Below are 13,059 nucleotides of genomic sequence, written 5' to 3'. Positions count from 1 at the left end.
ACGTTCCACACGGGCAAGCCCTATTGGGACGATGGCACGAATGGATCGTGGAGCTGATGTGGTGAACTGGGCGACAATCCTTCAGACAGTCATTGGAGCTGGTATCGGGTCCGCCCTGATCCAGGGAGCGTTACCGATCCTCCGCGAGCAATGGGACCGCAGATCACGGGCGGCATACATGGCCATACGCCTAGCGGTGATCCTGGAAGCATATGCAGCTGCATGCTTCGATTTGATATCGACCAACGAGAATGCTCAGCACCGCCCGGATGAGCGACTTCCAGACTGGAAGGTGAACCTGCCGGAGCTAGCCGACTACCCCGACGATGCCGAAGGTTGGCGCGCCCTAGACCGCCAGCTCGCCGGTCGTGCGCTTGGTTTTCGTAACAAGGTCCGCGAAAGTCAGGGACTCATTCACGACACCATCTACTTCAACGACGACGCAATAGGTGACCACGTGGAACAAGAGGCGACAGCGCGCGGGCTGGAGGCATGGAGATTGGCGGTAGACCTCCGGGCGAAGCACAAGGTGGAGGCGGCGGAGAAGGTCTGGGACTACGTTGAACCTCTAGAGAAGATCGAGAAGCGGATTACGAAGCACGACCGCTGAGCTTGCCGGCGCCTGCCTCCCCCTCCCCGCACGTGCTTTTCTCGTGCGCCTGAACGCGATACCGCGCGGGATACCGGGCCCGCGTCTGGAGGGGGTGCCAGGGGGGAAACCCGCCGCGCCAATCTGTCGATGCCCTTACAGATTTTTTCGGTGAAACAAAGCGGGTCCCTACCGGCTGTCCTATGCGACTAGTTCTCGCTTGCGTCTCGCTCCGTTTCCGGGATCGACGCAGCCTCCTGATGGCTGGAGCTGGGAAGTTCTGGAGGCTTCTTTGGGCCCGTCACAGTCTTGCTGCGGCTCTTTTGGGGTTTGGGCTCTTCTTCGCCGGGGGGTTTGATCCCTCCAGAGACACGCGAGAACAGTCGCTCTAGCGGCTGAACGACCCAAGGAACTTCCAGCCAATTAGCAAGTCCAATTAGTCCGGCCAGAATGAACCCAGATATTATTAGAAAGGCGAGATTGCTATCGAGAAACTTGTAGAGGAGGGCTTCGAGGAGCACGCTTACGGCGAGCAACCAGAAAAAGCGTTCAATACGCCTCTCGGCCCTTTCCTCTTGAAGTTGACTTTCGAGGACGGCGCTAGTTAACGAGGTCGGTCCCAGGTCCCTTGAAGTAAAAAGGGAGTCAGTTCTCGACGTCCCCCGCACGGAGCCTGTCGTGGTACTCCTGGTTGATGTCTTCGTCGGAGATTTGGACCCCTCTTGCCCCTGGGACATAGTTCTTCGCCCAAGCTCCATCTTCCCAGTGCGTGATTTCGACTAGTTCACTGGCAGGCTTGCTGAGAAGATCGCGGCAGATGCCCATTAAGAACTCACGCCGCGGATCATCATCCCCAAAACGCCGGGCGTCGAGAAAAACGTCACTAACAGGGCGTGAGCCGAACATACGAACCTTTCTATAAAGTGAAGGTTCTACCGGGCCGTAGTCCCACGCCTCAAACGAGCCCTCAAAGAGAGGCTCACCGTCGTTCTGGCCCATATAAGTCATTTGGGCGAGATAAAGCGTTTTTTGAAGCTGGAGATTGGTCACGCTCCAGCCTCCACGCTCACATATGAATTTGCAGACTGAATCTAGACGTGCTGCCATTTTCAATAAGCAACCTGCGTCATTGCTGCCGCAGCCTGCTCCTCCTTCGGCGCGATGAGGCGTGCCTATCCATATTCTATGTCAAGGCATGTGGTTTAATAAAGAGTGGATGTTCACGCAACGTTCTTCAATAGGCGACAAAATGACGCGGTTATCGCCTGATAAAAAGTTTGCTGGTTTGGAGTCGCCCGAACCATGGAAGGGACCATTGGAACCACGCTGCCTCACAGCGAGGAGCCGCCTCCACATGCGCAGCTACGGAGTTCGAATCCCCACCTGCTACTAAACTCCGACGCACTCTGATGTGCTGCTACAGGCAGGTGCTACAGCAACAGGGATACCTGTATCATAAGCGTCTGATATATATGATATTTTAGGAGTGGCGTGGAATGTCCCACCCCTTCCGCCAGTTTCGTTTCCGCCAAGTTCTTCCCCGAAATGCGCCCGCCACGGCGCCCCAGGCGCCGCTGAGAGCTGGATCGACTTGGGCTTGACAGTCCGGCGCTCGACCCTCCGGCCGTTCGGCTATCAGCCTCCGTCCTGTCCCGTGCCCGATCGCCCGGCGCCGGCGGGTTGTCCACCGATGGTGGTGCCGTCCGGAGTGCGTTCTGCGGCGGGGGTCGCGGGGATCAGGTCGATGGCGTCGTAGGACAGGCCGGGGCTGAGAAAGCCGATGCCCCGGATGCCGCTCGCGATCGCGAGACGGAGTTCGTTCCGGCCGACGCGCAGCGCGGAGGCCGGGAGCGCGATGGCGTAGATCCGGTTGTTGCCGCGATAGGTGCCGACCGTCAGCGTGCGGCTCCTGGGCTGCGGGGTGGAGACCTGCGGCGGCGCCTGCCAGCCGTTGAGGGCGACCGCCGGCCTGGCGCCCGCGAAGGCCGCGGTGATGCCGATGCGCAGCGTCATGGCGGCGACCTGCGACCGGGTCAGGGTGAAGCGGATCCGCACGGGCGTGTTGACGTCCGCCCACTGATAGGCGGGAAATCCGGTCGCCGCCTGGGATTGACCGACCACGAACGGCGGCGTCGACCACGGCGCCATCCGGATGTCGGAGGGATGCATGGTCGTCACCCGGTCGCCGTTGAGAAACCCGGACGGCGTCCCGTCCCAGGTGCCGATGCGCCAGATCGCCTTGTCGCGGGCGGGATCGGCGTCGATCCGGAGGGTGGGAAGGGACGTGGTCGTTCCCGCGCGCACGTCGACGTCGCCCGCCGCCACCGCGCGTTCCGACTTGTAGACCGTCAGCCGATAGGTCCCGGGCAGCAGGCCCTCCCGCGCGAAGGTCCCCGCGCCCGGTCGAGCCTCGGTCCAGTATTGGGCCTGCACGTTGGCGAAGCCGATGGTGTAGCCGAAGGCCGCATCCATGCCGTCGAGGCCGGTGCCGGTGACCGTCCCGCGCCCCTCCGGTGCGACGTATCCCGTCAGGCCCATGCGGCCGAACCAGGACGTGTCGAGCGGATCGGGCGTCCCGCCCGTCGTGAACGCCAGGGCGTAGCCGTCGAGGATGCCGGTCCGGAACGGCTCGGTCTGCGCCTCGCCGTAATTCACGATGTAGGTCAGTTCCTGATCCGTATCGGTGCCCTGATCGAGCAGGCTGCGGTAGAACGGCCCGCCCGATCCGCCCTCGTTGTCGTCGCGCACCATCCAGGCGGCCACGCCCGGCCCGCGCGCGCCGAAGAAGCGCCAGTCCTTGAGGCGCAGGTTCGAATAATGCTTGGAGCGGGTCTGGCCGTCGGGCCGCCCGAACACGTCGTGCGCCTCGACCAGACGGTCGGTCCCGGTCAGGTTCGACGGCTCCGGCCCCTCGGGCAGCACCGCGCGCCGGAGTCGCGCGATGTAGCGCACCAGGCCCAGGCGCGGTTCACGCGTGAAGGTGGTCGCCATGAAGATCGTCGCCACGCCGCGCCTGGCCATGTAGGCGTGGATCAGGTCGCCGGCCCGGACCGTCACCTTGATATGATCGGCATCGACGCGCGTCGCCGCGACGCTGGCGGTCGTCTGCCCCTCGTACAGGCCCGGGAAGCCGATATTGACCTGACTGCCCTTCGCGGGATCCTGATATTCGACGTCGTGCCAGCGCATCGACACGATGTCGCCGACCCCCTTGCCGGAGCCGTCCGCGGCCCCGCTCCGGACCGTGAACACGAGGCCCGCCCCAGTGTTCACCGTGATCGATGTGGCGTCCTCGCTGAGCCCGAAGGATGACGCGGCGGACAGCGCAGGAAGCGGACGGGCGGTGAGGAGCAGGCCGACGGCCACCGCCAGCCCCCGCGCGCCGGACGATCGGAATCGGGCCTTCGACATGCGATTCGATCCTGTCACGCCGACGCTCCCTCCGGGGCGGCCCGAAAGCAACCCGTCCGGCTGACACAACGCCGGCGATCTCAGGCTTCGCCGCCCCGGAGCGTCGTCCCGGTGACGCCCCCGCCGGCTTCCCGGTTGACCCCGGACCCAACCCCAACTCCAGCCCCAGCGTCGATGACGGTCGTCACCGGGTCGCGAACGTGATGCTGATCGCCGCCTTGGCGACGAGGCCGGGGTTCGGCAGGGCATTGAGGTACTGGGTGTAGCGCTTGTCGAAGGCGTTCTGCAGGATGAAATCCGCCTTGATCCGGTCGTTGACCCGGTAGGAGGCGAAGAAATCCACCAGCGCGTAGGCCTTGGTCGCCAGGATGGTGGCGCCGGGCGGGACGTCGGTGCGGGCGTCGACGAGGTTCAGGCGGGAGCCGACGGTCAGGCGGTCGTCGAGGAAGCGCAGGCCCAGGGTGGTGCTGATCCGGTCGGGCGGCACGGTGAGGAGGGTCTGGCGGGTGGCCCTGTCGCGGCCCTCGGTGTGGGTGGCCGCGAGGGAGACGAAGCCGCCACCCCAATCGTAGGCGCCCTCGAGCTCGACCCCCGAGAGCTCGCCCTGCGCGATGTTGCGGTACTGGAACGACTGGACCGGGATGACGCAGGGGAAGCGCCCCGGAATCCGGGCGCAGATCGAGGCCGGGATGCCCGCGAGGGCGGGCACGAAGTAGGTCGGTCCCACCGCCTCCATGTTGATGAAGTCGTCGATCTCATTCTGGAAGACGTTGAGCTTGGCGCGGAACACGTCGCCGGGGACCAGCACCTCGTTGTATCTCAGGTTGACGCCGCCCTCGACGGTGCGGGCCACCTCCGGGCGCAGGGCCGGGTTCGGCAGAATGCTGAAGGCCGGGAAGGGGTGGATGCCCTGGACCAGCGTCTCGGTGATCGAGGGCGCGCGGTAGCCCTCGGCGTAGGTGCCGTAGACCTCGATGCCGGCGAAGGGCGAGACCCCCACGGTGATCTTGGGCGAGACCCGGTCGCCGCTGGAGCGATAGGCGCCCCCCGACAGCGCGTAGGTATCGTAGCGCAGGGCACCGATCACCCGGAGCCAGTCGGCGTAGCGGATCTCGTCCTGCACGAAGGCGCCAGCGAGGGTGCGCGACCCCGAGGGCGTGAAGGCGCCGCCGAAGCCGCCGGCCCGGTCGCTGGTGCGCACACGATTCTGAACCAGATCGCCGCCGACCGTGAGGGCGTGGCGCAAGGGCCCTGTGTCGAAGCGGGCCGTGTTGTGGGCGTCGAAGCCCGTGGTCTCGAGGTCGTAGGTGATGCGGTCGCCCGCCCGGGTGCCGAGGCGGCCGTAGAGGCCGCTCGCGGTGTCCTGCAGGTAGGTCAGGTCGTTATGCGTGGTGGTGGCGTAGCCCTTGAGGCTGACATCGATCAGGGGCACGTCCGGCCGGGCGAATCGATAGCCCAGCGTATAGGTGTCGGCCTGCACCGCGTTGGCGAAGCGCGCACCGGCGTTGTTGGGGCCTGCATTGGTGAAGTCGAAGCGCTGCAACAGGGCCGTGCCGCTGATCTCGTGGCCGTCGGCGGGCCGGATATTGATCTTGGCGAGGCCCGCGGACAGTTCGTTGCCGGTGTCCGGCACCGTCGTGCCGAAGCCCTCGCGGTAGGGGCCGTTGTTGCGGAACACGAACTGCCCGAACACGTCGGCCGCCGTTCCGATGCGGGCGCCGAGCGCGGTCGCGTTCACGAAGCGCTGGCCGTTGGTGCCGAAGCCCTGCTTCTGCGCGGCGCCGGCCGTCTCGTCGGGGGCCAGGATGTCGTCGATCGACCGGGTCCGGAAAGACGCGACGCCGCCGATCGCGCCCGAGCCGTAGATGGTGGCGGTCGGACCCCGGGTGATGTCGACGCCGCCGACCAGTTCGGGATCGAGGTAGAACACGCCGTTGGCGCTGTGCCCCGAGGTCTGGAAGTCCTGACGCGCGCCGTCGATCAGGACGTTGACGCGCCCGAAATCCTGCAGGCCCCGGATGTTGATCGCCTGGGCCGGATCGCTCGGGTTCTCCTGCGTGGTGACGCCGGGGACGTCGCGCAGCACCTCCGAGAGGCGGCTCGGCTGGATGCGGTCGATCTGCTCCCGGGTGACCACGCCCGTGCCCGAGAGGGCGTCGACCGCGCGGCCCGGGGTCTTCGTCGCGGTGACCGAGATGGTGTCGAGGCTGATATCGGCCCCGGGCGGCCCCCTCCGGGCCGGCGCCAGGCTCTGCGCCGAGGTCGCGTCCTGTGCCTGCGCCGCGCCGAGCGCCGTCATCGAGACGCCGAGCGCCAGCCAGGCACGGTGAGACAGTCGAGACATGGGTGCATCCGCCCAGAGCGCAGGGGAACCGTTGGCTGGCTGGCGGAGGGCTGGCTGGCTGATGTCCGGGTGGTCTGCGGTCCGGTCCGGGATGGGTCAAGCGACCGTGTCGGCTCTGAGTCTGGAAGCATTCGGATCTGCCAGCGGGTCAGTCTGCAGGGATTCCAGATCCGCTTGATTCCAAGGGTGCTTGTGACATTCCCGCCATACGCCGCGGCGGCAGCACGAAGGGCTGGCCGGGCTCCGGCAGCTGGCCGACCCGCCACGGCACGCCGAACACCCGCGCCAGGAGATCGTCCCGGATCACCGCGGCCGGCGGGCCGCGGGCGACGATCCGTCCGGCCTCCATCACCAGAAGGAGGTCGGCATAGGCCGCCGCGAGGTTGAGGTCGTGCAGGATCGCCACCACGGCGGCCCCCTCGGCGGCGACCCGCGCGGCGGCCTCGAGCAGTCCCGTCTGGTGGCGCAGATCGAGGCTCGCCGTCGGCTCGTCCAGGAAGAGCACCTGCCGCGGCGCCACCGTTCGCCCGGCCGCGATCTGGCACAGGGCGCGGGCGAACTGCACCCGGGCCTGCTCGCCGCCGGACAGCGTCGCGTAGGTCCGGTCCGCCAGGTGGGTGACGTCCGCCCGCCGGAGCGCGTCGGCCAGGAGCGCGTCGCGGGTCCGGCGGTCGAGGCGGCGGCCGATGCCGTCGAGGCCGATCCGCGCCACCTCGGCGGCGGCGAACGGGAAGGCCAGCCGCGTCGCCTGCGGCATCACCGCCCGCAGGGTCGCGAGGCGCCAGGGCGGGATCTCTGCCGCCGGTTCGCCCGCATAGGCGAGGCTGCCGGCCAGGGGCCGCAATTCGCCGCTGAGGAGCCGCAGCAGGGTGGATTTGCCGGCGCCGTTGGGGCCGACGATGACCTGCACCGTTCCGGGTTCGGCCTCGAAATCGGCCGCCTCCACCAGGCGCCGCCCGCCTGCCGCATAGGACAGGCCGCGGCCGACGAGCAGGGCGGACTCAGTCATGCGCCACGCTCGACCGGCCCAGCAGGAGCCACAGGAAGGCGGGCGCGCCGACGAGCGCCGTGACGATGCCGATCGGCAGTTCGGCCGGCGCCACCACGAGGCGGGCCGCCACGTCCGCCAGCACCAGCAGCGTCCCGCCGAGGACGGCGCAGGCGGGCAGCAGCCGGCGATGCTCCGGGCCGATGAGGAGGCGCAGGGCATGGGGCACCACGAGCCCGACGAAGCCGATGACGCCGGCTGCCGCGACCCCGGCGCCCACCGCCAGGGCGACCAGCAGGATGACGCGGCGCTTCAGCCGTTCCACCGCGATTCCGAGATGGAAGGCCTCGGCCTCGCCGAGCACGAGGGCGTTGAGCCCGCGCCCGAGCCAGGGCACGAGGACGAGGACGGGCAGGATCGCGAGGGCGCTCGCCAGGACCTTGGCCCAGGTGGCTCCGCCGAGGCTGCCCAGCAGCCAGAAGGTGAGATCGCGCAGCTGCCGGTCGTCGCTGGCATAGACCAGGAGGCCGGTGAGTGCGCTGGCCAGGGCCGCCAGGGCGATCCCGGCCAGGAGCAGGGTCGCCACCGAGGTCCGCCCGGCCCGGGAAGCCACGACGTAGAGCGCGAGGGTCGCGGCGAGCCCGCCCAGGAACGCGGCGGCAGGCAGGATCGCTTCAGGCAGGATCGCTTCAGGCAGGATCGCTTCAGGAAGGATCGCATCGGGCAGCGGGCCGGCGAGGCCGAGGGCGGCGCGCAGGCGATCGCCGAGGACGATCACCGTCGCGGCGCCGAGGCCGGACCCGGCCGAGACGCCGACGAGGGCGGGGTCGGCGAGCGGGTTCCGGAACAGGCCCTGCATCAGGGCGCCGGACACCGCGAGGCCCGCGCCCACCAGGAGGCCCAGGAGGGTGCGCGGCAGGCGGATGTTGAGGATCACCAGGGCATCGCGGGCGGCGCCGGTATCGCCACCGCCGGGCTCCCCTCCCCCATGCAGCAGAATTGCGGCGACGCGGCCCGGAGGAATGGAGACCGCGCCGAGGCCGAGTGACATCAGCACGGCGCCTGCGAGGACCAGGCCGAGGATCGCCCAGACGACGAGGCCGGGCCTGCGCGCGCCGGACGGCCTCGCGGCCCGCGCCTCAGCCATGCCGGAGGTCCGGATAGGCGCGCCGCATCAGGGTGTCCGCCGCCTCGGGCGTGCGCGGCCCGAATCCCAGGAGCGTGAGCCCGTCCAGGATCACCAGCGCGTGGGCGGCCGCCGCCGGGGTCCGGCCCAGGGCGGTTCCGGGCGCGAACACCGTCTCTGGAGTCGGCGGGGTGCCCTCCGGCGCCATCATCACGACGAGATCTGGAGCGGCCGCCACGATCGCCTCGTCGGTGATCGGCTTGAAGCCCTCGAGGTCGGCGGCCGCGTTGCGAAGCCCGGCGAGCTTCAGGATGCCGTCCGCTGCGGAGTTGCGCCCGCCGACCATCACCCGGCCATGGGCGAGGGAGAGAATGACGAGGGCCGGAATCGGGTGCTCGACCCGGCGGCGCGCCTGCGCCAGGGCGGTGAAGCGGTCCGCCACCGCCTGCGCGAGGCCGCCGGCCTCCGCCGCGAGCCCCGCGAGGCGGCCCACCTGCCGGATCTTCTCCAGCACCCCCTCGGCGGAGGGCGGTTCCCGAACCCAGCGTACCGGCACGCCCGCCTCCGCCACCAGGGCCAGCACGGCCGGGGGGCCCGCCCCCTCGGCGGCGATGACGAGATCGGGCGCCACGGAGAGCAGACCCTCGGCGGAGAGCGCCCGCAGGTAGCCGGCATTCGGCTTCAGCCGCTGGACCTCGGCCGGATAGAGGCTGGTGGTGTCGACGATGGCGATGCGCGGAGCGGCCCCGAGAGCCCACAGGATCTCGGTCACGGCGCCCCCCAGGGAGGCGATGCGGACGGCCGGCGCCTCTGCCCGTGATGCCTCCGCCCGTGATGCCTCCGCCCGGGATGATTCCGCCCGTGATGATTCCTCCCGCGGCGCTTCCGCCCGCGCGGGCCGGACCATCAGCGCGCAGCCGGCGGCGAGGAGCGCGGCGCGGCGGGTCGAGGCGGGCGCGCGGGTCATTTGGTGAGGATCAGCTTGTCGTTGGCGGTGATCCGCAGGCGGTAGCGGTCGCTTCCGTGCAGGATGGTGATTTCGCGCTGCCCACGCAGGAGGGCCTGCGTGCTGACCTCCGCCGGCACGCCCGGCGGCCTCGGCATCGCGGGGGCCTGGCTTGGGTGGGGCGCAGGGTTTGCGCCATCCGGGAAAGGCATGGGATCGAACTTCCAGGCTATGTCTTTTAGTTAAAACAACTAAAAAGAACGCTGACGAGCATGTATGCTGATAAATATTCTCGACAGCCATCGCAAGCGGGTCTATCGCACGGCTCTCATCAGATCATCCAAGAGGTTTTCCGTGTTCATCGCCATGAATCGCTTCAAGGTCGTCAAGGAGGCCCAGGCCGAATTCGAGCAGGTCTGGCTCACTCGCGACAGCCGCCTCGGCGAGATGGCGGGCTTCGTCGCCTTCGAACTGCTGCGCGGCCCGGAGGCCGACGACCACGTGCTCTACGCCTCGCACACCGTCTGGCAATCGAGGACCGATTTCGATGCGTGGACGCAGTCGGAGCAATTCCAGGCGGCGCATCGCCGCCTGCCCTCGGCGAATCCCCTCTACCACGGGCACCCGAGCTTCGAGGGCTTCGAAGCCATCCGGGCCTGATCCGGTAGGACAGGGCGAGGCGGCGCTTCGCGCACCGCAGGGTGGGGGAAGCAGCCCGACCGTTGGGACTTTGTTCGGTCGAAGCGTCAAGAGGACGGACCTTCGTGGTCGCGTCCGAAGTGCGCCCGCACCGGATATTCAGGGGCCGCCCGGCTTTCGAGGACGGCGCGATGTCGCGTTGAAAGGTCGGGTCAATGAATCTCGCTGCGTCGGACCGGTGATCGCGGCCGTCGTGACGGCACGGTCTGGCGACCCGATCAGGAGTCTCGACGTGGCGTGCGGGTCCATTGCCGATCGTCCGGGGACGGCGCCTGGGAACGGCTTTCCGATCCTCGCCGGGTCCGCGGGGGCATCGATTCGGGCCGCTGGATCGGCCTCATCCCACGGGATGGCCCGATGCTGCCGGGGCGCGGGCGCCGCGGCGGCTCGCCCGCGGCTGCCCGTCTGGTGATCAGGTGGCGGCGGGCCGGCCGCGCAGGAGGCCGCCGAAGCTGTGGAACGGCAGCCACAGCAGCTTCAGGAACGCCCGGATCGTCAGGACGGCGGCGACGGTGAAGAGCGCCAGCAGCGTTTTGATCATGGGGTAGACTCCTTGTCCGAGGCCGCAACGGCTGCGTGTTCCAGGATCCCGGCCGTTCCCAATGGGCTCGGAGAAACGGGCGGGATTAAGGACGGGCCGATGAATTTCCGACGCGCCGGCGCGATCGCGGCGCGAATGCCGTCCTCGGCCTCCGTCCCGTGCTCCCGCCCCGGCTCCCGCCCGGCCCGTATCGCGGATCGACGGCGTTACAGGCGCGTGGCCAAGCTGGGGTCGCAGTGGTTAATAAAGCGTGGCGCGGGCCCGGGCGGGCGGTCCGCAAGGGACCCTGCCATGAACCTCGACCTCCCGTCATGACCCTCGACCAGTTGCGGATTTTCGTAGCGGTGGCCGAGCGCGAGCACGTCACCCGCGCCGCCGAGGCGCTGAACCTGGTCCAGTCGGCGGTGAGCACCGCCATCGCCACCCTGGAGGGCCGCCACGCCACCAAGCTGTTCCATCGGGTGGGGCGCGGCATCCAGCTGACCGAGGCCGGCCGGGTTTTCCTGGCGGAGGCGCGGGCCGTGCTGGCCCGGGCCGAGGCGGCCGAGCTGGTGCTTGCCGATCTCAGCGGGCTGCGCCGGGGCACCCTGGCGATCCAGGCGAGCCAGACCATCGCCAGCCACTGGCTGCCGTGCCACCTGGTGGCCTTCCGCCGGGCCTATCCCGAGATCGCGATCCGGCTGGAGGTGGGCAACACGGCGGACGCGGCCTCTGCCGTGCGCGAGGGCCGGGCCGAACTGGGCTTCGTCGAGGGCGTGCTCGACGATCCCGCGCTCGCCAGCACCGATGTGGCCTGGGACGACCTGGTGCTGGTGGTGGCGCCCGGGCATCCCTTGGCGGAGGACAGGGCGATCGGCCTCGACGATCTCACGGCGACGCCGTGGGTGCTGCGCGAGTCCGGCTCCGGCACCCGCTCGGCCTTCGAGGCCGCGCTGGAGGCCAAGGGCCTGTCGCCCGGCCGCCTCACGGTGGCCCTGGAACTGCCCTCGAACGAGGCGGTGCAGGCCGCCGTCGCGGCCGGTGGCGGAGCGAGCGTGCTCTCGGCCTCGGTGGTCTCCGGGGGCCTGGGCGCCGGCACCCTGGTGCGGGCCCGGTTCGCCCTGCCGTCGCGGCCCTTCCGGGTCCTGCGCCACCGGGCGCGCTATCGCAGCCGCGCGGCGGATGCGCTGCTCGCCCTGATCGCGGCGGCGACCGAGGCCTGACGGCGGCGAGAGTCTTTCGTTTCCGTTTGTCGTGTCGGGATAATCGGTTTCCACGGATCCCTGCCAAACTCTACAGGATGCCGAGGCCGTGGATCAGCCCGAGGCTGACCGCGCCCAGCGCCAGCAGGGAGAGGATCACGGCACACGTCACCCGCAGGCCGGCCCGCGCCACGACCCGGACATCGACCCCGAGACCGAGGGCCGCCATCGACACCACGGTGAGGAGGTTGGCGCTGCCGGACAGGGCCGGAAGGGCCGCTTCGGGGATCAGCCCGGCCGAGCGCAGCCCCGCCAGGGCCAGGAAGGCGAGGATGAACCACGGCACCAACTGGTGCAGCGCGACGCGGCCCTCCGCCCGATCCCGTCCCGAATCCGGCCCTGAATCCGGCGCTGGCCGGGGCCGGCTTAAAGAGAGCGCCAGCACCACGGGGCCGAGCATCAGAACCCGCACGAGCTTGACCAGGGTACCGACCTGCACGCTGAGCAATCCGATGGGTGCGGTGGCGGCGAGGACCTGCGGCACGGCATAGACCGTGAGGCCGGCGAGCACGCCGTACTGCATCGGCGAGAGGCCGAGCAGCGGCACGAGCAGCGGCAGCAGCAGGACGACCAGCACGCCGAGCACCGCCGTGAAGGCGATGGCGGCAGCGACCTCCTCGCCATCGGCCCCGATGACCGGCGCGGTGGCGGCGATGGCCGAATTCCCGCAGATGGAATTGCCGCAGGCCACCAGCATCGCCATGCGGTGGTGCAGGCCGAGCGCCCGGCCGACGCCGTAGCTCGACGCGATCGCGACCGCCACGACCCCCGCGATGCCGAGGAGGAGCCCGGGTCCCGCCGCCCACAGCGTGCCCAGGCTGAGCGAGGCGCCCAACAGCACCACGGCGACCTCCAGGACGGTCTTGGCCCCGAAGGCGATGCCGGGCTGCCAGCCCGGTGCCGGAACCCACAGGCTCCGGACCAGCGTGCCGATCAGGATGGCGAGGACCAGGGACTCGAGCCAGGCCCGGCCGAAGACGGCAACCTCGACCGCCTCGAGCAGCATCGCCCCTGCGGTGACCGCGAGGCAGAGCCCGAGGCCGGGAACCACAGTGCCGGAAATCACGGTGCCGGAAACCATAAGGCGCAGCGTCGCGGCGGCCGGGTGACGATCTGCCGGTGGGGGTCGGATGGACATGGTCGGCTCCGGGTTGACGCCCGTACCGTCTCATAA

At 69.2% G+C, this 13,059-nt stretch carries 12 protein-coding genes; 3 read left to right on the top strand and 9 right to left on the bottom strand.

The features are described 5' to 3' along the window. Window positions 1-40 precede the first annotated feature (40 nt). Window positions 41-610 carry a hypothetical protein gene (locus tag ASF60_RS04465; protein ID WP_056181022.1) on the top strand — a complete coding sequence of 190 codons (570 nt, stop codon included), beginning with the start codon at window positions 41-43 and terminating at the stop codon, window positions 608-610. Between the two features lie 624 nt (window positions 611-1,234). Here ASF60_RS04465 and ASF60_RS04460 read toward each other — a convergent pair. The 7 genes from ASF60_RS04460 to ASF60_RS23445 form a co-directional block, all read right to left on the bottom strand. Further along, window positions 1,235-1,639 (bottom strand): Panacea domain-containing protein, encoded by a 405-nt coding sequence (locus tag ASF60_RS04460; protein WP_056181019.1) that lies wholly within the window; start codon window positions 1,637-1,639, stop codon window positions 1,235-1,237. 585 nt (window positions 1,640-2,224) lie between these two features. Beyond that, window positions 2,225-4,000, bottom strand: a complete 1,776-nt coding sequence (locus tag ASF60_RS04455; RefSeq protein WP_082507748.1) for a rhamnogalacturonan lyase B N-terminal domain-containing protein — start codon at window positions 3,998-4,000, stop codon at window positions 2,225-2,227. Window positions 4,001-4,184: 184 nt separating this feature from the next. Further along, a complete protein-coding gene (locus ASF60_RS04450; RefSeq protein ID WP_056181016.1) occupies window positions 4,185-6,344 on the bottom strand; it encodes a TonB-dependent hemoglobin/transferrin/lactoferrin family receptor in 2,160 nt (719 codons plus the stop codon). A 148-nt stretch (window positions 6,345-6,492) separates the two neighbouring features. Next, complete coding sequence (locus ASF60_RS04445) at window positions 6,493-7,353, bottom strand: heme ABC transporter ATP-binding protein (RefSeq protein WP_056181014.1); 861 nt, start codon at window positions 7,351-7,353, stop codon at window positions 6,493-6,495. After that, a complete protein-coding gene (locus ASF60_RS04440) occupies window positions 7,346-8,479 on the bottom strand; it encodes a FecCD family ABC transporter permease (protein ID WP_056181011.1) in 1,134 nt (377 codons plus the stop codon). Before ASF60_RS04440 ends, ASF60_RS04445 begins: the two co-directional genes overlap by 8 nt. Further along, window positions 8,472-9,425, bottom strand: coding sequence for a heme/hemin ABC transporter substrate-binding protein (locus tag ASF60_RS04435; protein WP_244478324.1), 954 nt, complete (start codon window positions 9,423-9,425; stop codon window positions 8,472-8,474). The genes ASF60_RS04440 and ASF60_RS04435 overlap by 8 nt, the downstream gene beginning before the upstream one ends. Continuing rightward, on the bottom strand, window positions 9,422-9,562 hold the full coding sequence (locus ASF60_RS23445; RefSeq protein WP_200940901.1) for a hemin uptake protein HemP: 141 nt from the start codon (window positions 9,560-9,562) through the stop codon (window positions 9,422-9,424). Before ASF60_RS23445 ends, ASF60_RS04435 begins: the two co-directional genes overlap by 4 nt. A 196-nt stretch (window positions 9,563-9,758) precedes the next feature. Here ASF60_RS23445 and ASF60_RS04430 point away from each other — a divergent pair, with 196 nt between their 5' ends. Next, a complete protein-coding gene (locus tag ASF60_RS04430) occupies window positions 9,759-10,064 on the top strand; it encodes an antibiotic biosynthesis monooxygenase family protein (protein WP_056181271.1) in 306 nt (101 codons plus the stop codon). A gap of 451 nt (window positions 10,065-10,515) precedes the next feature. On the opposite strand, the gene ASF60_RS25970 is transcribed toward ASF60_RS04430, so the two are convergent. Then, window positions 10,516-10,644, bottom strand: coding sequence for a hypothetical protein (locus tag ASF60_RS25970; protein WP_274533541.1), 129 nt, complete (start codon window positions 10,642-10,644; stop codon window positions 10,516-10,518). A gap of 311 nt (window positions 10,645-10,955) precedes the next feature. Between ASF60_RS25970 and ASF60_RS04425 the strand changes: the two genes are divergently transcribed. Further along, complete coding sequence (locus ASF60_RS04425; protein ID WP_056181009.1) at window positions 10,956-11,846, top strand: LysR substrate-binding domain-containing protein; 891 nt, start codon at window positions 10,956-10,958, stop codon at window positions 11,844-11,846. A 70-nt stretch (window positions 11,847-11,916) separates the two neighbouring features. Here the strand turns inward: ASF60_RS04425 and ASF60_RS04420 are convergent, their stop codons facing one another. Beyond that, window positions 11,917-12,966: a YeiH family protein gene (locus tag ASF60_RS04420; protein WP_056181006.1), complete on the bottom strand. Its 1,050-nt coding sequence runs from the start codon at window positions 12,964-12,966 to the stop codon at window positions 11,917-11,919. Window positions 12,967-13,059 lie beyond the last annotated feature (93 nt).

The organism is Methylobacterium sp. Leaf113 (assembly GCF_001423325.1).
GTDB lineage: Bacteria > Pseudomonadota > Alphaproteobacteria > Rhizobiales > Beijerinckiaceae > Methylobacterium.
This window is presented reverse-complemented; position numbering and strand designations above follow the sequence as displayed.

What these genes read in the sequence shown, in the direction of transcription:
- ASF60_RS04465 (WP_056181022.1), top strand. Translation starts at nt 41, where the DNA reads ATGGATCGTGGAGCTGATGTGGTGAACTGGGCGACAATCCTTCAGACA.
- ASF60_RS04455 (WP_082507748.1), bottom strand. Translation starts at nt 4,000, where the DNA reads ATGTCGAAGGCCCGATTCCGATCGTCCGGCGCGCGGGGGCTGGCGGTG.
- ASF60_RS04450 (WP_056181016.1), bottom strand. Translation starts at nt 6,344, where the DNA reads ATGTCTCGACTGTCTCACCGTGCCTGGCTGGCGCTCGGCGTCTCGATG.
- ASF60_RS04445 (WP_056181014.1), bottom strand. Translation starts at nt 7,353, where the DNA reads ATGACTGAGTCCGCCCTGCTCGTCGGCCGCGGCCTGTCCTATGCGGCA.
- ASF60_RS04440 (WP_056181011.1), bottom strand. Translation starts at nt 8,479, where the DNA reads ATGGCTGAGGCGCGGGCCGCGAGGCCGTCCGGCGCGCGCAGGCCCGGC.
- ASF60_RS04435 (WP_244478324.1), bottom strand. Translation starts at nt 9,425, where the DNA reads ATGACCCGCGCGCCCGCCTCGACCCGCCGCGCCGCGCTCCTCGCCGCC.
- ASF60_RS23445 (WP_200940901.1), bottom strand. Translation starts at nt 9,562, where the DNA reads ATGCCGAGGCCGCCGGGCGTGCCGGCGGAGGTCAGCACGCAGGCCCTC.
- ASF60_RS25970 (WP_274533541.1), bottom strand. Translation starts at nt 10,644, where the DNA reads ATGATCAAAACGCTGCTGGCGCTCTTCACCGTCGCCGCCGTCCTGACG.
- ASF60_RS04425 (WP_056181009.1), top strand. Translation starts at nt 10,956, where the DNA reads ATGACCCTCGACCAGTTGCGGATTTTCGTAGCGGTGGCCGAGCGCGAG.
- ASF60_RS04420 (WP_056181006.1), bottom strand. Translation starts at nt 12,966, where the DNA reads ATGGTTTCCGGCACCGTGATTTCCGGCACTGTGGTTCCCGGCCTCGGG.